Source organism: Ruegeria sp. CDSC042 (assembly GCF_059610745.1).
Map to the genome: position 1 here is coordinate 156,350 of NZ_JBXWOF010000003.1, position 20,219 is coordinate 176,568.

The following is a 20,219-nucleotide window of genomic DNA, read 5'->3' on the forward strand; positions in this document are numbered from 1 at the left end:
GCACTCCGTGGCGTTTCACCGGGTCATATCGCCGGGATGGGCTGTCCTCAACCCTCAGTCCACCGGGTGCAGCGATTTGCGCATCTCAAAACAGGATATGCTTTTGCGCGCCGCGCAGCCGCCAGTCGGTTTCCAGCCATGCCGGATATAAAACGCCTGGGCCGTCCGTGTCCCCTCAAGCTGTGCCTCGGTGCAACCGGCAGCGGCCAGTTCCTGTTCCAGCCGGGCCAACAACGCGCTTCCCACCCCAAGACCGGTATGAGCCGGGTCGATATAGAGCAGCGTGATCTCGCCGCCCTCACGCAATCCGCCGACAGCCGCAACCTGACCTGCGCGCTCGGCCAGCCAAATCTGCGCTCCGGCCTTGATCCAACCCCGAATGGTCTCCGGGTCTTTATTGGCCGTCCATTCCGCGATGGCCTGCGGATCATCGCCATGATCCGCCCGGCACAGCTGCGTGATCGAACGGATCAGTACGCGGCTTAAATCAAAGACATCAAACACGGTCGCGCGGCGCAACATCAGACCAGCGGGTGGTTCTGAGAAGGCCTGCGCAATACCGCGCTTATTCTGCATGATGCGGCGCTTGCCCCGAAGGCGCCTGATAGGGGCGGGTTACATCCTTGAGCGTGACGTCTATTGCCTCGACCGATAGACGGATCGCGCCATCTCCGGCCAATGTCAGCAAAATCTGACCCGCGCCGTCTTCGCCGGGTTCAAAATCGACCGAAAGCAAGGACATCACCAAATCCTTCTCGCTACGGTCGATACCCTGGCTGGCCACGGTTAGAACGGAAGCGAACACCAGCACAGACTGCACCCTTTCGAATGGACGGCCCCGGCGCGTGGCCGCATCCTTGTCCTCCCAGCGGAAACGGTTCAGCAACAGGCCAAAGCGGCGCTGCGACGGATGCCAGGTCATTTCGGATACGGGGAACACCGCATCCTGTGTTAAAGTCGAGATCACCTGAAGGTCATCCCCATCCTCTGCACCCAGATTCAGTGGAGCCTCACGCCCATCGTGGAAACTTGCGTCTGTCATTGGTCTTTGATCCGTTCAATTTTGGCGCCCACGCCTTCCAGCTTGCGCACAACATGCTCATACCCACGATCCAGATGATAGACCCTGCTGACAGTTGTTTCACCTTCAGCAGCCAGCCCCGCCAGTATCAGCGAAACCGAAGCGCGCAGATCTGTCGCCATAACCGGTGCGCCCTTCAGACGTTCGACACCAGTCACGGTTGCCGTGCCACCGTGCACTTCGATATTCGCGCCCATCCGCACCAATTCGGGGGCGTGCATGAAACGGTTCTCGAAAATGCGTTCTTCGAGCACCGAGGTACCTTCGGCCGTGCACATCAGCGCCATCATCTGGGCCTGCAGGTCGGTCGGAAAACCCGGGAACGGCTCGGTCACGACATCCACGGCTTTGACGCGCCCGTTCTTGCGGGCGACCAAAAGACCGTTTGCTGTTTCCGAGACATTCACGCCCGCCGCATCCAGTTTCCCGGCAAATGATTCCACCAGAGACATCCGCCCGCCCAACAGTTCGACTTCTCCACCACAGATCGCCGGCGCCAGCATATAGGTGCCCAGCTCGATCCGGTCAGTCACAACCTGATGGGTGGCACCATGTAACCGGTCTACGCCCTGAATTTCGATGGTCGGCGTGCCTTCACCAGAAATCTGGGCACCCATCTTCCGCAGACACTCAACCAAATCGACGATTTCAGGTTCGCGCGCCGCGTTCTTCAGAACCGTTGTGCCTTTGGCCAGCGTGGCCGCCATGACAATGTTCTCGGTCGCGCCCACGGATGCAAATCGCATCTCATGCACGGCACCTTTCAACCCGCCCACAGCTTTGGCATGCAGATACCCGTCCTTAAGCTCAATCTCTGCGCCCAGCGCCTCGAGCCCTTCGACGTGCAGATCCATCGGACGCGCGCCGATTGCACAGCCTCCGGGCAGCGAGACGACCGCCTGCCCGAACCGCGCCAGCAAAGGACCGAGCACAAGGTTTGACGCGCGCATCTTTCGCACGATGTCATAGTCCGCCGTCTGACTGGTCAGGTCGTGGCTGGACATTGCGATCACCTGACCATCCTGCAATGACGATACCTCGGCCCCCAAGGACTGCAGCAAAGCCGTCATCGTCTTTATGTCGCTCAGCCGAGGCGCATTGGTCAGCGTCAGCGGTTCTTCGCTGAGCAAGGTCGCCGGCATCAGCGTCAGACACGCGTTTTTTGCCCCTGCAATCGGTATCTGACCTTTAAGCGGCCCGTTGCCTGTCACCAGAATCGAATCCATCTGCTCTTATCCCTCGTCTTTGTCGGCTTTGCCGTTCTGGGTTGCCCGCGCCTTAGCCTGCGCCTTACGCCGCGCCATATTCGCCTTGAGCGCTGCTTTCAGCCGCTCTTCGCGCACATCGCCGGATCTGCCGTGTTTTTTAGGTGTATTTTTATCTGCCATAACCTTTCTCTACAGGAGGCGAAAAAAACCGTCCAGACACCCTTGCGCCGCGTTTCGTTTGAGTCTAATCACCCGCCCACAGCGCTGCTGTAGCTCAGAGGTAGAGCACTCCCTTGGTAAGGGAGAGGTCGAGAGTTCAATTCTCTCCAGCAGCACCATCTCATCTTTGCACCTCTGGTTTTCTTTGAAGCTCCGAAACGGGTGGGCAAATGACGTTGAGATATGCCTTGTTTCGACAATATCGCACTGGCTCCGCCGAAGCTGACCTACGTAGCCGACCATGTACAGCTAGGCTGCCGCAAGTTTTGTCCTGACCATCTCTCGCATATCCCTAATCCGGGGCAAACTGTCCACGCAGCCAAGCTTTGAACAGGTCGACATCGATATGCGAAACGTTCAAATGTCGGGCCGCTGCCTCGAAGCTGCGTAACCAACCATGGGTATTGGGTTTGATCTAATCTAGAGACAAATAATTTTTGTGGTAGATAGCCTGTTTTATCATTTTCACTTGCGGCTCAGGTCGCGATACAAGTTTTTGAATTGTCTCAAATCCGAACAGGGAATCTGGACTTGATCAAACCAGACGTCTCATCGACGAAAGTCAGAATTGCCGCATTCGTGGCCAATCCGGCGCTTGGCTTCGACTTCGTGGCAAACGCGGCCGGTCCTGGCGTTATTGCAGGTTCCAACGTCGTTCATCAGACAAAGGGGTCGGTGGCACCTTGTTCTCGGGAATCGCTTATCGACCGCTCACCTAGCGGATCTGTTTGTTTGGATTTTTCGTACACTCGGAAGGAATAGAAGATGAAAGTAGGGTTCATTGGACTTGGTAATGTCGGCGGAAAGCTTTCAGGCAGCCTGTTGCGGAACGGAATCGACCTGACGGTTCTTGATCTAAACCGCGACCTGATGGAAGCGGCGGCGGCCAAGGGTGCCAAGTTGGCAGAAAATGCCGCAGCATTGATGCGTGATTGCGATGTCGTCATCACCTGCCTACCCTCGCCTGCCGCATCGGACGCTGTCATGCAGGAGATGCTGCCAGAGGTGAAAGAAGGCAAGATCTGGCTGGAGATGTCTACCACTGACCAAGCCGAAGCCGAACGCCTTGGCGGTATCGTCATCGCCGCCGGTGGTGCCGCAGTCGATTGCCCGGTATCTGGCGGTTGCCACCGCGCCGACACTGGTAATATCTCGATCTTTGCGGGCTGTGACCGCTCAACGTTCGAGCGAGTTCTGCCGTTGCTGAAGACAATGGGACGGCGTATCCTGCATACCGGTGAGCTTGGCAGCGCCTCGATGCTCAAGGTACTTACCAATTATCTGGCCACCGTCCATCTGGTCGCCAATGCCGAAGCGTTGGTGACGGCGAAGGCTGCAGGTATGGACCTGAACACAGCCTACGAGGCGATCAAAATTTCGTCCGGTAACAGCTTTTCCCATGTTACCGAAAGCCAGGTAATCCTGAACGGTTCGCGCGATATCTCATTCACCATGGATCTGGTGAAAAAAGATGTGGGCCTGTTCCAAAGTATTGCCGAACGAAACAATGTGCCGCTGGAAGTCTCACCCTTGATTTGCCAGATTTTTGACGACGGCATTGCACGCTATGGCGATCGCGAGCTATCGCCCAACATTATCCGCCGGTTAGAGGACGCCACCGGTCTTTCCATCCTTGCCCCCGGCTTCCCTGCGGAAATGGCGGATGACGAACCAGAAGAGCCTGGATACGAGGTGATCCCGCAGGGTTCGTCGCGCGTCTCTGCCGGCAGCTAGAGCCCGTTTCGGCAGCCACGAGCAAGTTGAGGGCAGGCATCATACCTGCCCCGACGGCCAATGCTCAGAGGCTCAATGCCCTTTGAACGGCGTCGCACCAGCTTACTCGGCCTCGAATTGCGGGACAGTATGATGCAATGCGCAAAACAAAAAATCCGAGGATGAGGCGGATATACGATAAGGACGAAGGTCCGACAGGGCCGTATTGACACTGGGTGAGGGCGTCGGATGTGGACTGCCGACCGCCCAAAAACTCATTTCCTAACACGCCCTCTCTGTGATCCCGACACGCGCCTCTGTTCTTACCCGTCGAGCATAGCGAGAACAGCGTCACGATCGGACAGAACCAGCAGCAAAGCGATATCATCCGGTTGTAGCTTTTCAAGTATCATTGATACGGCTTGTGTGGGCGAAGCGGCTCTGAGTATTTGTTCTGCACCATACCCATGTTCCAACGCTGTCCTTTCGATCAGATCAGAAACTTCCCCCGACTCGCGGCCTCTTAGATACCCTTCCAACTCGGTTGCGACGACCACGTCGGGTTGGAAATTCAGCGCTGTCGCGGTTACGTCCCGGATATCCTGATCCGATCTGTCCCCCGCATGGCTGAGCATGATGAAACGCCGTTTTGCTGGCAAGCTCGACAGCGCATCGCAAACGGCGGAAATCGAATGCGGGTTATGTGCAAAATCCACAAAGACCCGTGCCCCGTTGTATCGGAACTCGTTGCAACGGCCTGGATTATCCTTGGCGTCTGGCTTGAACCCGGCCAACCCATCCCGAGCCGCCTGAACGGGCAAGTCCAGCGCCAAAGCTAGGCACAAGGCCGCTAGCGCGTTCAGGATATTGTACTTCGCAGCGCCGCCCATGGTAAGGGGGACATCGGAAACTGCGATCACCACCTGTTCCGCTGTGCCGTCGAAAAAGACGATATCTCCCTGCCGTATATAGGCGCAGCACCTGTCTGAATCGCGCGCCTGGCGGATCAGGTCGTTCTGCGCGTCCAGCGAAAACCACCAGATATTCGCCGAGGTATTCTTCGCCTCGGCACGGACAAAGTCGTCATCGGCATTCAGGGCCAGCACGCCCCCTTCGGCCAATGTTCGATGTACGGCGAATTTGGCCTGGGCCAGTTCCGGCACCGTGTTGACCCCGTATTGGCCCAGATGGTCGTTGGCTACATTGGTGACAGCCGCCGCCGTGGCGGCGCGGGTCGGCAGACCCCGGCGCAGGATGCCCCCACGGGCGACTTCAAGGCAGGCAACCTCCAGCCTTTTATCGCGCAGCAACATCCGCCCGCCGCCGGGGCCCGAGTAATCGCCACGGTCCAGAATATCATCGCCCACGCGGACAAACTCGGTCGAGGTTAGCCCAGCGACCTTGCCCGAGGCGCGCGCGATAGCCTCAAGCAGCCGGGTCGTAGTGGTCTTGCCGTTGGTTCCGGTGATGAACGCGACCGGGATATCATGCAGCGCAGACCAGTCCACCTCACCCGGGGTGGGCAGCCCATCAACAGGCCAAGTCTGACTGCCTGTGCCATGCCCGATCGACACCTCGTCATCATCGCAAAGGATATCCACGCCATGCGCCTCAGCCGCGGCGATCAAGGCGATCAGTGCGGGATTGGCTTCCATTTCCATGACGCCTTTGACATCCGCAATCATCTCATCGAAATCTCCGGGCTCGGATGCCAGCAGTTCCGCAGCACAGAAATGCCAGGCGGTTTGCGCTGCGAATATCCCGGAATAGAGTTGATCCATCGGTGCCGAGATCGCCAGATTGACGCCGCCCGTAAAGGTACGGTGGATCAGACCCTGTCCCTGCCAGCCCAGTGCGTCCAGAACCCGGCGCGCATGCTTCTCCCACAAGTCGGTGATCTGCGTCGCGTCGATATCAGTGAAGAAAACATCCATCACCGCGCCCGGTCGGTTCCATAGCAGGCCCGGCCCGGTCAGACGCCGGGCGTCATCCACATGAATATGGTCAACGGTCGCGCTTTCTATTGTCAGCGCGGTCTCAAGCTCTTCGATCCGGTCCATTCCGGTGCCTCCGCTCAATCCGCGTCTTCGCTGATTTCACGGGCCAGACGCACGCCACGCTCATCCCGGATCAGGTTCTGGTCGCCTTCGAACATATCTTCGAACGAGGTTTCGGCGGGGGCTGCCACAGGTGCGACCTCGGGTTCTTCGCCATCAGAATTGAAATAGATGATCTGTTTCCAGCAGCGCGTTGTGTCATCACCAAAGATCACCAACAGATCGCCCTGTCCGGCCTGTTCCAACGCGGCACTAACCGCTTCGACCTCGTCGGGGATGACCGTGATGGCTGCGGCATCCACGCCGTTGTCGATCAGGGCTTGACGCATCATCTGCGGCACCTCGTCACGCCCGCGTCCGCGACGGCGGTCATCTGCCTTGCAGATGAAATGATCAAAATGTCCGGCTAGGGCGGCGGCCCCATCGACAATATCTTCGTCGCGCCGGTCGCCAGGCATCGCTACAACGCACAGCCTGCGGCCCTTGATCTCTAACTGATCGGCCAGCGCCGCCATCGCTTTCAGCGCGGCGGGGTTATGGCCATAATCGAGGATCACCTTGAAGGGATGTTCGTCATAGACATTCATCCGTCCAGGTGCCTGGAAATAGCTGGTGTCGAAGGTGCGCAGCCCATGGCGGATATTATCTAGGTCCACGCCGAAACTATAGGCCATCGCGGCGGCGAACATCGCATTCTGGACGTTGAAAATTGCCTTGCCTTCCAACGTCGCCGGGATCAGATGCGACCACAGAACCGGGATATGAAGCCCGTTGTCATAGATGGTCAGCATGTCACCATTCATGCCTTTTTCAAGCACGATAGCCTTGCCGCCGGCCTTGATATGTTCCTTGACCAGACTGTGCGCTGGATTGGTCGTGACATAGAAAATCTGATCCGCTTGGGCGTAGTCGGCCATTTTCAGACAGTTGATGTCATCGGCATTCAGCACTGCAGTATCCACAGCGCTTTCAACCACCACGCGCTTGACAACGGCCAGCTCCTCGACCGTGTTTATGCCGCCGAGACCCAGATGATCGGCCGAGACATTCAGACACGCCGCCACGTTCGACCGCTGATAGCCCAGACCGGACCGCACAAGCCCGCCGCGTGCGGTTTCCATCACCGCAAAATCGACCGCCGGATCACGCAGGACGATCTGTGCGGATTTCGGTCCCGTCATATCGCCCTTAACGCTTAGTTTACCGTCCACATAGACGCCATCGGTCGAGGTCATGCCAACGGTCTTGCTGCTGGTTTTCATAATATGCCCCAGCATCCGCGAGGTCGTCGTCTTGCCGTTGGTTCCTGTGATCGCCGCAATCGGGATGCGGGTTTCCTCATTGGCGGGGAACAACATGTCGATCACTCTGCCCGCCACGTCGCGGGGCTGACCTTCGGACGGCGCCACGTGCATCCGAAAGCCCGGGGCGGCGTTCACCTCGACGATAGCACCGCCGATATCCTTGTAGGATTTGGTGATGTCGTCGATCAGAAAATCCACACCTCCCACATCCAATCCAACCGCCATGATGGCGCGTTCGGCCATGTCACGATTGTCAGGATGCACCACATCCGTCAGATCAATCGCTGTCCCCCCCGTCGACAGATTTGCCGTTGAACGGAGATAGAAGATCTCGCCTTCCGACAGCACCGTTTCTTCGGTCACGCCCGCATTCTCCATCAGGCGTTTGGCCTGATTGTCGATTTCCAGCATGGTCAGCACTTTCTCGTGTCCGATGCCACGGCGCGGATCCTGGTTCACGATGTCAACCAGTTCGGCAATCGTGTGTGTGCCGTCGCCAACGACATGTCCGGGGACACGCTTGGCCACCGCAACCAGTTTGTTGTTCACAACCAGCATTCGGTGGTCAAAACCGGTGATGAAGCTTTCCACTAGAATGGCCCTGCTCCGAGAATGTTCCTTGGCTTCGGCAAAACCGGCCTCGACCTCGGACTCTGAATTCAGATTGATCGAAACACCGCGCCCATGATTGGCGTCGAGCGGCTTGACGACAACAGGAAACCCGATACGTCCCGCTGCTTTTGCCGCCTCGCGTGCCGAATAGACCATGCGCTGCCGTGGTACCGGCAGACCCAGATCGTTCAGCAGATTGTGGGTATCTTCCTTGTCGCAGGAAATCTCGACCGAGATATGTTTGGTCTCAGAAGTGATGGTAGCCTGGATGCGTTTCTGATACTTCCCGTGTCCGAACTGCACCAGCGAGCCAGAGTTCAGCCTGATCCACGGAATGTCCCGCTCTTGTGCCGCCTTGACCAACGAGCCGGTCGAGGGGCCAAATTCTTTGCGCTGCGCCCGCAGCACAAAGCTGCGTAACTCATCATCCCAGTTGAAATCCGGATCAAAATCGTAATCCACCTGGTCCTTGAGGGAGTGTGGCAACAGATGCATTAGCAGACGCATCGCCAGCTTGCCCGCATCCAGTCCGACATCGCGCTGGCGGTACTCATAGACCATGTTGTACTGGCCGGGTTCGCCAGTGCCGCGCGTTCGGCCAAAAGTCACATCCGTACCAGCTACGTTCTGCACCTCGATAGCGCAATGTTCCAGCACATGACCCAGCCAGGTGCCTTCATCTTCGCGCAGGCGGCGGATGAACCCGCCGGGTTCGCGATAGGAACAGCCATGTTCTGCTAAACCGGGAAGTGCAGCGACCAGAGCGTCGATAAATTCCGAACCAATTCTTGCCGAAGGCCATTCTTCCAGAATACCCAGATCGATAACGTGGCGAATAACCGGAAAACTTGCCCAAACATTCGGGCCGACAAAGACGTTGGTCGAAATTATTTTCATGAGGCACCCTGTTGGTTAGTTTTTATTTTCCCCCGCCGGCGCCCTCGTCCCCGGACAGGTCCGGCAATGTACAGAACGCCATATGCTCATCCGGCGGAAACGCCTGGCGAGCCGTCAGATCATAACGGCACCCTTCGCCCAGAACGTCAAGCCGAAGTCCCAGAAGGCTCAACGCCTCTCCGCGGCGGGCATCCCACATCGATGAATGCGTCAGATGGCTGGCATCCACCACAGTGACCGTTCCGCTGCCCACTACCTCAAGGACGTTATCGGGTCCAATGAAGGCCGCCGTGTCTTCGTCAACGCCCAACCCGATCAGGAAAGGGTTGAAAGATGAGGCAGTTAACAGGCGCCCCAGGCGGTTACGCTGCGTGAAATGCTGGTCAATGATGACTGCATTGGTCAAACCCATGCCCGGGGCCAGAGTGATATTGCCTTCGGCTGGGGCGGAATTGCTGCTGCCGCCTGCAACCATATGCTCGGACATGACCGACGCCCCGGCTGAGGTTCCCGCAATCGGTATCCCCGCCGCATTCCGGCGCCGGATTTTTTGAGCAACAAGCGTGCCACCCAGAATCGCCGACAAGCGCAGCTGGTTCCCGCCGGTCATGAATATCCCGGTGGCGCGGTCCAACATCTCGGCATAGTCGGGATTGTCGCAATCGGCGCGACGCGAGATGGGCAGGAACTCAACCTGACCCGCTCCAAGCTCAGAGAAAATGCGGTTATAATCCGGCCCTGTTTCTTCCAGCATCGAGGCTGTCGGGATCACGACAATATCGGCATCGCCGCCGCCGGACAGCTCCACGAATTTGCGGTGAATCTGCATTTCCTTGACGCGGTCTTCGCCACCGCCGATCGGGATGATGAACCCGCGCGGGGTCTCTGCATCAATGGGTGCAGGGCACATATCTTAACTACCTTCCGGAGCTATAGCGGGCAGCCACCGGGGACCGCGCGGACGTTCAAATCTGTTCATACATGCCGCGCCGGGCTATCTGGCCATCGCGGACATGCCATTCCCCCCGGGCCATCACATGCCGCACAGCGGTGTTTTCGTCAAGAACCACCAGATCGGCGTCCATACCCACTTTCAAACGGCCCTTTCGATGTAGCCTGAGCAGATCGGCGACATTAGAGGTCATCGGAGCAAGTGCATCAGACAGAGGCATTCCTTTATCGGTCAGGTCGCGCAGTGTTTCAGGCAGAGTGTCCGACAATCCCACACCGAACCGTGTAAGGTTGCCCTCACGGTCAAAGGCCGGCAGGCAGCCACCCCCGTCAGAGCTGATGGTGAAACGGTCCGCACGACCACCCAGATCGCGAAATTGGATATAGGCCTCGGCGGCTGATATGCCCGGCTCGATATGCTCCCAGGGGAATGCGGTCGCATCGATGTAACATCCGTGCCGCGCCAGCGCGACGGCCTGTTCAAACAGGGGTTTGTTGCGATTGACATGGGTCGGGTTGAAGACGCGTGCGGGAATTTCGCAGGTCGCAATAGCCTGCTCCAACATCGACAGACCCCTGTCGCCGTCACCCATATGGCAATGCACGATCCCTGCCTTGCCGGTCATCAGGCCCGCGACATGCGCCTCACTTGCGATCCGCAGAAACTCGTCCAGTGTCGGTTGGCTTGACCGGTGATCACTGATCGCCAGTTCCCCAACGCCGATAACCGGATCAAGGAATACGATATCACCCCGGGCGGAACCGGTCAGGGTAGTCAGTGGGAGGTGATAGCCACCAGTGTGACACCAAGCCGAAAGCCCCTCCTCCCGCAGCCCATAGGCCTGCTGCACCAACGTCTGCGTGTTGCGGGTCAGATCGTCCGTCCCCAACACCCCGACAACCGACGTGACCCCGGCACGGGTGAACGAGGACAAGACCATCGGCGGCACCCGGCTGGCTGGCCCGGTTTCACCGCCACCACCCGTGATATGCGCATGTCCGTCGATCAAACCCGGAACAACCGATGCACCTTCGACGTCAACGACTTCAGCCTGAAGCGGATCCGGCAGTTCGGGTTGAAAGCTACCGAGGTAAATAATGCGTTCACCCGCGGTGAGAATATGGCCTAGACCAACAGGCTCAGGCGTATAGAGCCGCGCATTCTTGATCAGTTTCAACACGTTTCATACCCGTCAGTAAGAGCAAAGACATCCTTTCTTGCACTGAAAGTCAGCAGAAGAACCATCCCTTAATTCGGAGAATGCGTAAATGTCGGGCGCAGGCCTTAAAGGCAAATCTTTAGGAGCGCTGAGGTAAAGCTGGGCATTTGCGCAATTCGCCGCGCCAGTGGCTTTCGGATCGGAACAACCGTAAGAAGCGAATGTAGCGGAGGCAGTGAAACCTTTGTTGACAGCCGCCTCACTGAGAAAAGGCCCGCTGGAATGGTGGGCCTTTCTATTTTCACGTTCAGCTCTTTTTGCCGACATTTTCTTCGAATGAGACTTCAAAAGCCGCCTGTTTTTCAGGGCTGGCTTCGGTCTGATACTTGGCTTTCCATTCGCTCATGGTCATCCCGTAAAAGATCTGACGGGCTTCGTCCTTGTCCATCTCAATGCCCTGTTCATTGGCCGCTTCCTGATACCAGCGCGACAGGCAGTTGCGGCAAAATCCGGCCAGGTTCATCATGTCGATGTTCTGAACATCGGTCCTGTCTTCCATCAGGTGCTGCTGCAACCTGCGGAATGCGGCGGCCTGAAGTTCGGTTTCAGTTTTCTGGTCCATGTTCTCGCTCCGGATGCTTGCCCAATATGTTCAAGATGACCTAACAACCAAAGCGGGCCGTTTCAATCATCAGCAACACCTCAGTGCGCTAGGCCAGTTTCAACGCCAGCCAGGGCACGATGGAAAAGATAAGCACCAGAATTTTGTAATTGGCCAGATACCTGAAATACGCACGTTTTACATCCGCGCGGTCCATCTGGAACATCCGACTATGGATGCCAGCCGCCCAATCCTGCATCAGCACGACCATCAGGGTCGAAAATAGTAACACAGCAAGGTTGATCACCACCATCCAGCCGAAAACAGATGTCAAAAGCTCTTGCGTCATGATCGCCTCCTTTCGCCTGATATATGGGGTTTCGGGCGTGGTCGCTCAATGGTGCGTGCGCTCTCAGCTGCCGAAAGTCACAATTCGCTATGCGAAAGGGCGTCTTCCAGGACAATTCCCAGACGCTCGGCCCATGCACGCTGCCCCGCGTGATCGGCGATCAGGTCATTGCGCAGTTCGATTAACGCATTAGGGCGGCCAAAGGCAGTGCAATGCTTGTCGATCGCATCGCCCGGCAGAACGCCAGTATAGGGTTCATTGACGCCAACACATAGGTCCTTTTCAGCCTGCAACCGGTGGATCAGTGGGCGCGAAAAACGCTCATCCGGAGTGTGCAGCACACCGACATGCCAGGGACGCGGTTCGCGTCCACGCAACTGCCGGGTGAAGGAATGCATCGACACGATCACCGCATGGGGCAGTGCGGCCAGCTCAGCCAATGCCCTATGGTAAGGGCGGTAACACATGTTCAGACGCCGCTCGCGCTCATCCGCATCGGCGCTACGGTTGCCGGGAATGATTGACCCATCATACAGTTTCATCACAAGAGTTGGGTCGTCCTCGCCTCGGTTCGGATCGATCACAAGGCGCGAGAAATTCGCGGCGATCACAGGCGCGTTCAGAATTTCACCCAGATGTTTCGATACTTCATAGGCGCCCACGTCATAGGCGATGTGGCGCTCCATATCCTCACGCGGCAAACCAAGATCCCCACCATTGATTCCCGGTGGAACAGTATTGGTCGCGTGGTCACATGTGATCAGCCAGCGGGAAGGGCGATCCGCGCCATGGATAAAAAACGGAGAATACGTCATAAGCCTGTCATGTTGTTTCCGGCAGGTTTAGGACAGTTGCTTCGGAAAGGGAATTGCGCAATAAGCGGGCAGAGTCGATGTTTGCGGTAACATTCGCGCAAATTCAGGACATGATTTGAGGAGAACAAGGTCAATGCGACGCCTGAGAAATGTGAAAATCGTGGCGACGCTGGGGCCGGCGTCCAATGACTATGACACCATTCGCGCATTGCACGAAGCCGGAGCCGACGTATTTCGCCTGAACATGAGCCATGGCAGTCATGACGAAATCCGCGAGCGGCACCGGATCATCCGTCAGGTCGAAAAGGATCTGGACAGCCCTATCGCCATTCTTGCAGATCTGCAGGGGCCAAAGCTGCGTGTCGGCGTATTTGCCAATGATGCGGAAGAGCTGATCGAGGGTGCCGTGTTTCGGTTGGATCTGGATCCGGCCCCGGGCGACGCAGGCCGCGTATGCCTGCCCCATCCCGAGATTTTTGCTGCGCTGGAACCCGGTGCGCGCCTCTTGGTCAATGATGGTAAAATTCGCCTGATCGTACAGGATTGCGGCCAGGATCATGCGAATTGTACCGTCGAGGTCGGTGGGACAATTTCGAACCGGAAAGGCGTGAACGTGCCGGACGTGGTGCTGCCTTTGGCAGCTCTGTCGGCCAAGGATCGTGGCGATCTGGAATTTGTCTGCCAGTTGGGCGTAGACTGGCTGGCGCTGAGTTTCGTTCAGCGTGCCAAAGATGTGTTCGAGGCTCGAGCGCTGGCCGACGGGCGCGCCTCAATCCTGTCCAAGATTGAAAAACCCGCCGCTGTTGAAGCGTTTGACGACATCCTCGATGCCTCGGACGGCATTATGGTTGCGCGCGGCGATCTGGGTGTGGAACTGCCGGTTTCTGCAGTGCCCCCGATCCAGAAACGTCTGGTCCGCCGGTGCCGTAGCGCCGCCAAGCCGGTGATTGTGGCCACACAGATGCTGGAAAGCATGATCGAAAGCCCGATGCCCACGCGGGCCGAGGTTTCAGATGTGGCAACCGCAATCTACGAAGGCACGGATGCCATCATGCTGAGTGCGGAATCTGCCGCTGGCTCATATCCGATCGAGGCCGTGCAGACTATGAACAAGGTCGCCATCGAGGTCGAAGCCGACCCCACTTATGATCAGATTATCGCAGCATCGCGCACGGCGAAGGGGACTACCGTGGCCGACGGCATCGTCGCCGCCGCTCGCGAAATTGCCGAGAAAACGGATATCAAGGCCATCTGTTGTTTCACTCAAAGCGGCACAACTGCGCTGTTGACCGCGCGCGAACGCCCCGGAGTTCCGATCATTGCAATGACCCCGGCAAAGGGAACGGCCCGTCGGTTATGCCTGAGCTGGGGCTGCCATTGCGTAATGACGCCCGAGCTTGAGCGTTTCAAAGGGGCGGTCGTCAGCGCCGCCCGTGCTGCTCGTTCTGGTGGATTTGCAACTGACACGGATCAGATCGTTGTCACCGCTGGTGTTCCGTTCAACGTGCCCGGCACGACCAATATCCTGCGGATCGCGCCTTGCGACGAAAGGCTGATCTATAACACGGACCCTGGCTGATCAGGCTGGTATGACATTCTGCCCGACCGGTTCCTTGACGATTTCCATCACGGTAAAGGAACTGGTCTGGTGAATGCCCGGAAGCTTATTTATCTTTTCCCCCAGGGTCTGGCGGAAATGGGCGATGTCGCGTGTGCGAACGGTTAACAGATAGTCAAACGACCCTGCCACCATCAGGCAGCTTTCGATTTCGGTGACATCGCGCACGGCATCGTTGAATTTATCCAATGAGTTCTCAGACGTTGCAGCCAGGGAAACCTGCACAACCGTCATATGCCCGAGACCCAACCGCTCCTTGTCCAGAACGGCGCTGTATCCGGTGATATAGCCGGTTCTTTCCAGTCGTTTTACACGCTCTGAGCACGGGGTGTTGGTCAGGTTTACCCGCATGGCAAGCTCGACGATCGGCAGGCGGCCATTGGCTTCCAATTCCCGCAGGATGCGTTGATCGATCTTGTCCAATTCTCTGTCCATTAGGAAAATTCCCTGTAATTTTGGCGTATAATGGGATAATTTACTGAGAATAGACCAAAAATAATACCATTTCCTAGTGATTTTTCCTGATACTGACTTGAGGGCAGTCTACAATAAATGCTCCAAGTTCCGGCTGCCCTGCCGGGGGCACGGGCCCCGGTCAAATGAACAATAAATGGAGGAACGAGATGACAACAAAAATTGTCATAGGACTGGACGGGACAGAATCCGGAGAACGTGCCATCGCTTTCGCCAAAGATTTGGCTGAAAGAATTGGTTCATGCGAGCTTCTGGTTGCATATGTCATTGAATGGTCGCCCTACACTTTTCAGACACCTGAAGAAAACGCAAAGCGGCACATGCGGCGTGAGGAGGAGATTGAACTAGCAACGACACGGGTGGTGGCACCCGCCGTCGACGCCCTGAAGGCCGCGGGCTTCGCCGCGACCGGAGTGGTGCGCCACGGAGATGTAGCTGAAACGCTGAATGCCATCACGGTAGACAGCAAGGCCGTACAGATTGTCGTTGGACGCTCGTCCGCGGATGGCCTCAAAAAGCGTATCTTCGGCAGTTCAACACAGAACCTTGTGATGCATGCCGATGTACCGGTCACGGTCGTGAATTGAGGGAGGCACAGGAATGAAAACACTATCTCAACTGGGATTGGCAGCCGCCACCCTGATGGCCAGCCCCGTCGCCGCGCAAGAGGCGCCCGGGTTGGACGAAAAGATCAATCAGACTTTTGCCGACATCACCGGACCGTTCGTCAGTTTCATATTCGCGCCAATTCCCGGGACAGGATTTCCCTGGATCGTGATGTGGTTGGTTATCGCGGCGTCGGTCTTTACTCTGTACTTTGCTTTTGTGCAGATGCGCTTTTTCGGCCACGCGATAAGTCTGGTCAAAGGCGACTATTCCGATCCCAACGATGCGGGTGAGGTTAGCCACTTTCAGGCATTGGCCACTGCCCTGTCGGGCACGGTCGGGCTTGGCAATATCGCAGGCGTTGCCGTTGCTGTTGGCATTGGTGGCCCCGGGGCGACCTTCTGGATGATCCTGGCTGGTCTTCTGGGCATGGCGTCAAAATTCACCGAATGTACACTTGGCGTCAAGTATCGCAACGAATACGAAGACGGCAGCGTCTCGGGCGGCCCGATGTACTATATGTCCAAGGGTTTTGACGAGCTTGGCCTACCCGGAGGTAAGATCCTGGCGGTTGTGTTCTCGATCTTCTGTATTCTTGGAGCGCTGGGCGGGGGCAACATGTTCCAGGCCAATCAGGCGCATCAGCAGATTGCAGGCATTGTCGGGAATTACCCGGGTTGGATCACCGGTGTGGTCTTTGCGGTTGTCGTGTTCATGGTGATCGTCGGTGGACTTAAATCCATCGCGCGAGTGACTGAAAAAGTTGTGCCCTTTATGGGCGTGATGTATGTCGCGGCGGCTCTGGTCATCATCGTCATGAATGCGGATATGATCGGTTGGGCCTTTGGTCAGATCTTTGCCGGTGCGTTTACCGGTCTTGGTGTGGCCGGCGGCATGGTCGGTGCTCTGATCCAGGGCTTCAAACGGGCCGCGTTCTCGAACGAGGCCGGCGTTGGGTCTGCTGCGATTGCCCACTCGGCGGTGCGCACAAAGGAGCCGATCACAGAAGGCTTTGTTTCGCTGCTTGAGCCGTTCATCGATACGGTCGTGATCTGTACCATGACTGCGCTGGTGATCATCATTACTCAGCAGTTGATCATCGACCCCGAGACCGGCAACTATATGTTGAACGAAGCAGGAAGCGCTATTGCGACCGTTGACGGCAACTCAGGCGTCAGCCTGACCTCTGCCGCCTTTGGCAGCGCGTTCAGCTGGTTCCCCTATGTTCTGGCGATTGCGGTGATCCTGTTTGCTTTCTCGACTATGATCAGCTGGTCCTACTATGGCCTCAAGGCCTGGACCTATCTGTTCGGTGAGGGGCACACCAAAGAGCTGGTGTTCAAGATCATCTTCTGCGTCTTCGTGGTGATCGGTGCTGCGGCCAACCTCGGCCCGGTTATCGACTTCTCGGATGCGGCGATCTTTGCGATGGCGGTTGTGAACGTCTTTGCGCTCTACTTCCTGATGAAGATCGTTCGTCAGGAACTGGCATCGTATAGTGAAAGACTGAAAAGCGGTGAGATCCGCAAATACGGTCACTAAATAGACCACCGGGGCGGCCTGCGTCGCCCCGGTGCCTGACTGGGCTGCTAAAATTGCAGATTCAGCCAAAACCCCCTTGCCAGTATGGTCGAACTTGCGTAAACGGCGCTTCTGATCGCGTGACCGGCCGAGATGGCATGCCGAGTCGCGTTTCGAACCGAACCCCGAAAGGAGACGGAAATGCCTAAGATGAAGACAAAGTCGAGCGCCAAAAAGCGCTTTAAGGTGACTGCGACCGGTAAGGTCCTTGCTGGCCAGGCCGGCAAACGTCACGGCATGATCAAGCGGACCAAGAAATTCATCCGCGATGCTCGTGGCAACACCACCCTGTCCGCCCCCGACGCCAAAATCGTCAAGGGCTATATGCCCTACGATCGATAAGAGGAGATTAAGACATGTCCCGCGTTAAAGGTGGAACCGTAACTCACGCCCGTCACAAGAAGGTTATCAAGGCCGCCAAAGGTTACTATGGCCGCCGCAAAAGCACCTTCAAGGTTGCCCGTCAGGCCGTAGACAAGGCCAACCAATATGCAACCCGTGACCGTAAGAACCGCAAGCGTAACTTCCGCGCGCTGTGGATCCAGCGGATCAACGCTGCTGTACGTTCGCATGACGAAGCCCTGACATATTCCCGCTTCATCAACGGCCTGAACTTGGCCGGTATTGAAGTGGACCGTAAAGTTCTGGCCGATCTGGCCGTGCACGAACCGGAAGCGTTCGGCGCGATCGTCGCCCAGGCTCAGGCTGCTCTGACCGCCTGATCCTCTGTAAAGAGACAGTGAATAAAGGGCCGTTCCGTTTGGGGCGGCCTTTTTTGTTACTGGTAGGGTCCGCTTTGAACCAAGAAGGCCGGATGCTGTGCAATGTCTGTCTGCCCGATTACTGAGAACGGTCAAACGATCTTGGGTTTATTTGCGATTTGGCTCACATAGGACATAAAACCAAAAAACATCTTGGCGGATACTCTGCGTTTCGCTTCTGATTTCAAAGCCTCTGCAGTTTCGGAAAATAACAGACCCTCTTCCACCATGCGGTCTGCTCCGCGTTCAATTACGGTGAGAAAATAGGTCGCTTCCCCTTCTGCCACATATCCATGACCTTTCCGGGCCCCAAGTTGAAATCCGGCATCGACCAGGATGCCTGAAATCTGACGCATTATCCAAAGATTAGTGACATTTTGATTGATCATGAATTTGATGAGTTGATCGAGCGGATCAAAGTCCGCGATCTGCGCAGTTGCGGTACTGTAGTCGCCATCACAAATTGCCAGCACACCTCCGGGCTTCAAAAGGCGGAAGGCCTCTTGAACAACGTCTTCAGGTCCAGGGACGTGGCACAACAACGTGTGCATTAACACAAGGTCAAAGGTCTCGCTTTCAAAACCTGTGTTTTTGGCATCCCCGATATCAAAGCTAAGTCGATCATCATCCCCAAAGCTCTTCTGGGCCCGTGCGACCATGACGGGCGAGGGTTCAATTCCATGAGCCGTTGCGGCTCCTGCAAGCTCCAACAAATCTCGGGTAACGTGTCCTGTTCCTGAACCAAGCTCCAGCGCCCGTGCACCTTTGGGGAGCCTCAGGTTTTCCATGTAGGCTTTGCGAATTGCAATCTGCGCAGGCTCTAAACAGCGCACTTCCATTGCTGTTGCGATCCGCTCTTGAAGGGCGGTGTCTTGCGCGCCGAGGTCAGAGTATGGATCGGCCATAAGTTAACTCATTTGAAATGGACCACAGGAGGACATGATAGACCAACATTTTCATCGGCGCCAATAGCGGCCATTGAGGCCCATTAGTCGTGTGACGGGGCATCTCCGGCCCCCTGTCCCCTAGCTACACCAGCAACACGTAGGGGCTTCGCCATCATCATGTGTGAAGTTGGCTCCTGAAAACCGCAACTCAGCGCGTAATATGCCGCCTGGTTTCGGCCATACCAATACCCTTTGTCAGGCTGAGTATGCCTATTCTCAAAGCGGCCTGTCAGGATGCAGGATCACCAACTATCGTGTTCAGATCGCGCTCAGAGATTTTGGTGCCGCACCCTCTTTGCGCCGTTCATCCCGACCAAGACCTGCACGCGGCACCAAATGTTGTCAAATTCGTTGCGACCACCCCATGCCACACAAACGCCCAGCATGGGATTTCTTTAGAGTGCTGCCTTGCGGCTTTCGTCCAGATAAATCTCGCGCAGACGTTTGGCTATGGGTCCCGGCGTGCCGTCGCCCAGCGCTGTGCCGTCAATTTCAACCACAGGCATGACAAAAGCACTGGCAGAGGTGGTGAACGCCTCATCAGCCTCCTTGGCCTCGTCGATAGTGAACAGGCGTTCTTCGACAACCATCTGCGCTTCAGCTGCCATTCGCAGAACGGCCTTGCGGGTGATGCCGTGCAGGATGTCGCTCGACAACGGCCGGGTGACAATCTTGTTGCCTTTGACAAAATACGCGTTGTTGCTGGTGCCCTCGGTCACATAACCGCCTTCGACCATCCAGGCATCATCACAGCCCGCGGCCTTGGCCATCATCTTGCCCAGCGAGGGATAGAGCAGCTGTGTCGTCTTGATGTCGCGCCGGCCCCAACGGATATCCTCGATCGAGATGACCTTGGCACCTTTCCGGGCAGCAGGGCTGTCTGCCAGACCCGGCTTGTTTTGGGTGAACAAAACCAGTGTGGGTTTGGTATCAGCCGCAGGAAATGCAAAATCCCGGTCGCCGTCGCTGCCGCGCGTGACCTGAAGATAGACCAGCCCCTCTTCAATGCCGTTCAACTCAACCAGCTCGCGGTGGATCTCCAGCAGCTCGTCCTTCGCGCAGGGTTCAGCCATCTGCAATTCGTCCAGCGAGCGCTTGAGGCGGACCGCGTGGCCTTCGAAGTCGATCAGCTTGCCGTCCAGAACGCTGGTCACCTCATACACGGCATCGGCCATCAGGAAGCCACGATCAAAGATCGACACTGTGGCTTCGGTTTCGGGCAGGTAGTCGCCATTCACATAAACGGTGCGGGTCATGTCAATCTC

The 20,219-nt window shown here is 56.9% G+C and carries 20 protein-coding genes and 1 tRNA gene; 7 read left to right on the forward strand and 14 right to left on the reverse strand.

Features of this window, described 5'->3' with window-relative positions; translation table 11 throughout:
- Positions 1-54 precede the first annotated feature (54 nt).
- The 4 genes from AC2FHX_RS08450 to AC2FHX_RS08465 are packed head-to-tail and all read right to left on the reverse strand — an operon-like array spanning position 55 to position 2,469.
- A complete protein-coding gene (locus AC2FHX_RS08450) occupies positions 55-576 on the reverse strand; it encodes a GNAT family N-acetyltransferase (protein WP_496701179.1) in 522 nt (173 codons plus the stop codon).
- The gene (locus tag AC2FHX_RS08455) at positions 566-1,042 is read right to left on the reverse strand and encodes a DUF2948 family protein (protein ID WP_281973613.1); all 477 of its coding nucleotides are present in this window, start codon (positions 1,040-1,042) and stop codon (positions 566-568) included. Before AC2FHX_RS08455 ends, AC2FHX_RS08450 begins: the two co-directional genes overlap by 11 nt.
- Positions 1,039-2,307: a UDP-N-acetylglucosamine 1-carboxyvinyltransferase gene (murA, locus tag AC2FHX_RS08460; RefSeq protein WP_281973612.1), complete on the reverse strand. Its 1,269-nt coding sequence runs from the start codon at positions 2,305-2,307 to the stop codon at positions 1,039-1,041. The genes AC2FHX_RS08455 and murA overlap by 4 nt, the downstream gene beginning before the upstream one ends.
- Positions 2,308-2,313: 6 nt before the next feature.
- On the reverse strand, positions 2,314-2,469 hold the full coding sequence (locus AC2FHX_RS08465) for a hypothetical protein (protein ID WP_496696796.1): 156 nt from the start codon (positions 2,467-2,469) through the stop codon (positions 2,314-2,316).
- An 83-nt stretch (positions 2,470-2,552) separates the two neighbouring features.
- Here AC2FHX_RS08465 and AC2FHX_RS08470 point away from each other — a divergent pair.
- Together AC2FHX_RS08470 and AC2FHX_RS08475 are read left to right on the forward strand one after the other, a co-directional pair.
- Positions 2,553-2,627 (forward strand) — tRNA-Thr (locus tag AC2FHX_RS08470).
- A 646-nt stretch (positions 2,628-3,273) separates the two neighbouring features.
- The gene (locus AC2FHX_RS08475; RefSeq protein WP_496701181.1) at positions 3,274-4,242 is read left to right on the forward strand and encodes an NAD(P)-dependent oxidoreductase; all 969 of its coding nucleotides are present in this window, start codon (positions 3,274-3,276) and stop codon (positions 4,240-4,242) included.
- A gap of 302 nt (positions 4,243-4,544) precedes the next feature.
- Here AC2FHX_RS08475 and AC2FHX_RS08480 read toward each other — a convergent pair whose 3' ends face one another.
- From AC2FHX_RS08480 to AC2FHX_RS08510, 7 genes are all read right to left on the reverse strand, one after another.
- Positions 4,545-6,281, reverse strand: coding sequence for a Mur ligase family protein (locus AC2FHX_RS08480; protein WP_496701183.1), 1,737 nt, complete (start codon positions 6,279-6,281; stop codon positions 4,545-4,547).
- Between the two features lie 14 nt (positions 6,282-6,295).
- Complete coding sequence (cphA, locus tag AC2FHX_RS08485; protein ID WP_496701185.1) at positions 6,296-9,091, reverse strand: cyanophycin synthetase; 2,796 nt, start codon at positions 9,089-9,091, stop codon at positions 6,296-6,298.
- A gap of 22 nt (positions 9,092-9,113) precedes the next feature.
- Positions 9,114-10,001 (reverse strand): cyanophycinase, encoded by an 888-nt coding sequence (locus AC2FHX_RS08490; RefSeq protein WP_142637921.1) that lies wholly within the window; start codon positions 9,999-10,001, stop codon positions 9,114-9,116.
- Between the two features lie 55 nt (positions 10,002-10,056).
- Complete coding sequence (gene iadA / locus AC2FHX_RS08495; protein ID WP_496701187.1) at positions 10,057-11,223, reverse strand: beta-aspartyl-peptidase; 1,167 nt, start codon at positions 11,221-11,223, stop codon at positions 10,057-10,059.
- Positions 11,224-11,509: 286 nt separating this feature from the next.
- The gene (locus AC2FHX_RS08500) at positions 11,510-11,824 is read right to left on the reverse strand and encodes a DUF1244 domain-containing protein (protein ID WP_142637917.1); all 315 of its coding nucleotides are present in this window, start codon (positions 11,822-11,824) and stop codon (positions 11,510-11,512) included.
- Positions 11,825-11,912: 88 nt separating this feature from the next.
- Positions 11,913-12,152, reverse strand: a complete 240-nt coding sequence (locus AC2FHX_RS08505; RefSeq protein WP_496696785.1) for a DUF6868 family protein — start codon at positions 12,150-12,152, stop codon at positions 11,913-11,915.
- 77 nt (positions 12,153-12,229) lie between these two features.
- Positions 12,230-12,967, reverse strand: coding sequence for an N-formylglutamate amidohydrolase (locus AC2FHX_RS08510; protein ID WP_496701189.1), 738 nt, complete (start codon positions 12,965-12,967; stop codon positions 12,230-12,232).
- Between the two features lie 133 nt (positions 12,968-13,100).
- On the opposite strand from AC2FHX_RS08510, the gene pyk reads away from it, so the two are divergent.
- The gene (pyk, locus tag AC2FHX_RS08515; RefSeq protein WP_142637911.1) at positions 13,101-14,546 is read left to right on the forward strand and encodes a pyruvate kinase; all 1,446 of its coding nucleotides are present in this window, start codon (positions 13,101-13,103) and stop codon (positions 14,544-14,546) included.
- Here pyk and AC2FHX_RS08520 read toward each other — a convergent pair whose 3' ends face one another.
- Complete coding sequence (locus tag AC2FHX_RS08520; protein ID WP_142637909.1) at positions 14,547-15,020, reverse strand: Lrp/AsnC family transcriptional regulator; 474 nt, start codon at positions 15,018-15,020, stop codon at positions 14,547-14,549.
- 188 nt (positions 15,021-15,208) lie between these two features.
- Here AC2FHX_RS08520 and AC2FHX_RS08525 point away from each other — a divergent pair, with 188 nt between their 5' ends.
- The 4 genes from AC2FHX_RS08525 to rplT all read left to right on the forward strand — a co-directional run bounded on the left by AC2FHX_RS08525 (position 15,209) and on the right by rplT (position 17,968).
- On the forward strand, positions 15,209-15,646 hold the full coding sequence (locus AC2FHX_RS08525) for a universal stress protein (RefSeq protein WP_142637907.1): 438 nt from the start codon (positions 15,209-15,211) through the stop codon (positions 15,644-15,646).
- Between the two features lie 13 nt (positions 15,647-15,659).
- Positions 15,660-17,207: an alanine/glycine:cation symporter family protein gene (locus tag AC2FHX_RS08530; protein ID WP_281995541.1), complete on the forward strand. Its 1,548-nt coding sequence runs from the start codon at positions 15,660-15,662 to the stop codon at positions 17,205-17,207.
- A 180-nt stretch (positions 17,208-17,387) separates the two neighbouring features.
- Entirely contained in the window at positions 17,388-17,588 is a 201-nt protein-coding gene (rpmI, locus tag AC2FHX_RS08535) for a 50S ribosomal protein L35 (RefSeq protein ID WP_010443552.1), read from the forward strand.
- Between the two features lie 14 nt (positions 17,589-17,602).
- Positions 17,603-17,968, forward strand: a complete 366-nt coding sequence (gene rplT / locus AC2FHX_RS08540) for a 50S ribosomal protein L20 (RefSeq protein WP_142637903.1) — start codon at positions 17,603-17,605, stop codon at positions 17,966-17,968.
- Positions 17,969-18,099: 131 nt separating this feature from the next.
- Here rplT and AC2FHX_RS08545 read toward each other — a convergent pair whose 3' ends face one another.
- Entirely contained in the window at positions 18,100-18,912 is an 813-nt protein-coding gene (locus AC2FHX_RS08545) for a methyltransferase domain-containing protein (RefSeq protein ID WP_345742204.1), read from the reverse strand.
- A gap of 437 nt (positions 18,913-19,349) precedes the next feature.
- Positions 19,350-20,210, reverse strand: a complete 861-nt coding sequence (locus AC2FHX_RS08550) for a D-amino-acid transaminase (protein WP_496701192.1) — start codon at positions 20,208-20,210, stop codon at positions 19,350-19,352.
- Between the last annotated feature and the right edge of the window lie 9 nt (positions 20,211-20,219).

Coding starts and splice junctions, on each gene's coding strand:
- AC2FHX_RS08450 (WP_496701179.1), bottom strand. CDS start 576: ATGCAGAATAAGCGCGGTATTGCGCAGGCCTTCTCAGAACCACCCGCT.
- AC2FHX_RS08455 (WP_281973613.1), bottom strand. CDS start 1,042: ATGACAGACGCAAGTTTCCACGATGGGCGTGAGGCTCCACTGAATCTG.
- murA (WP_281973612.1), bottom strand. CDS start 2,307: ATGGATTCGATTCTGGTGACAGGCAACGGGCCGCTTAAAGGTCAGATA.
- AC2FHX_RS08465 (WP_496696796.1), bottom strand. CDS start 2,469: ATGGCAGATAAAAATACACCTAAAAAACACGGCAGATCCGGCGATGTG.
- AC2FHX_RS08475 (WP_496701181.1), top strand. CDS start 3,274: ATGAAAGTAGGGTTCATTGGACTTGGTAATGTCGGCGGAAAGCTTTCA.
- AC2FHX_RS08480 (WP_496701183.1), bottom strand. CDS start 6,281: ATGGACCGGATCGAAGAGCTTGAGACCGCGCTGACAATAGAAAGCGCG.
- cphA (WP_496701185.1), bottom strand. CDS start 9,091: ATGAAAATAATTTCGACCAACGTCTTTGTCGGCCCGAATGTTTGGGCA.
- AC2FHX_RS08490 (WP_142637921.1), bottom strand. CDS start 10,001: ATGTGCCCTGCACCCATTGATGCAGAGACCCCGCGCGGGTTCATCATC.
- AC2FHX_RS08500 (WP_142637917.1), bottom strand. CDS start 11,824: ATGGACCAGAAAACTGAAACCGAACTTCAGGCCGCCGCATTCCGCAGG.
- AC2FHX_RS08505 (WP_496696785.1), bottom strand. CDS start 12,152: ATGACGCAAGAGCTTTTGACATCTGTTTTCGGCTGGATGGTGGTGATC.
- AC2FHX_RS08510 (WP_496701189.1), bottom strand. CDS start 12,967: ATGACGTATTCTCCGTTTTTTATCCATGGCGCGGATCGCCCTTCCCGC.
- pyk (WP_142637911.1), top strand. CDS start 13,101: ATGCGACGCCTGAGAAATGTGAAAATCGTGGCGACGCTGGGGCCGGCG.
- AC2FHX_RS08520 (WP_142637909.1), bottom strand. CDS start 15,020: ATGGACAGAGAATTGGACAAGATCGATCAACGCATCCTGCGGGAATTG.
- AC2FHX_RS08525 (WP_142637907.1), top strand. CDS start 15,209: ATGACAACAAAAATTGTCATAGGACTGGACGGGACAGAATCCGGAGAA.
- AC2FHX_RS08530 (WP_281995541.1), top strand. CDS start 15,660: ATGAAAACACTATCTCAACTGGGATTGGCAGCCGCCACCCTGATGGCC.
- rpmI (WP_010443552.1), top strand. CDS start 17,388: ATGCCTAAGATGAAGACAAAGTCGAGCGCCAAAAAGCGCTTTAAGGTG.
- rplT (WP_142637903.1), top strand. CDS start 17,603: ATGTCCCGCGTTAAAGGTGGAACCGTAACTCACGCCCGTCACAAGAAG.
- AC2FHX_RS08545 (WP_345742204.1), bottom strand. CDS start 18,912: ATGGCCGATCCATACTCTGACCTCGGCGCGCAAGACACCGCCCTTCAA.
- AC2FHX_RS08550 (WP_496701192.1), bottom strand. CDS start 20,210: ATGACCCGCACCGTTTATGTGAATGGCGACTACCTGCCCGAAACCGAA.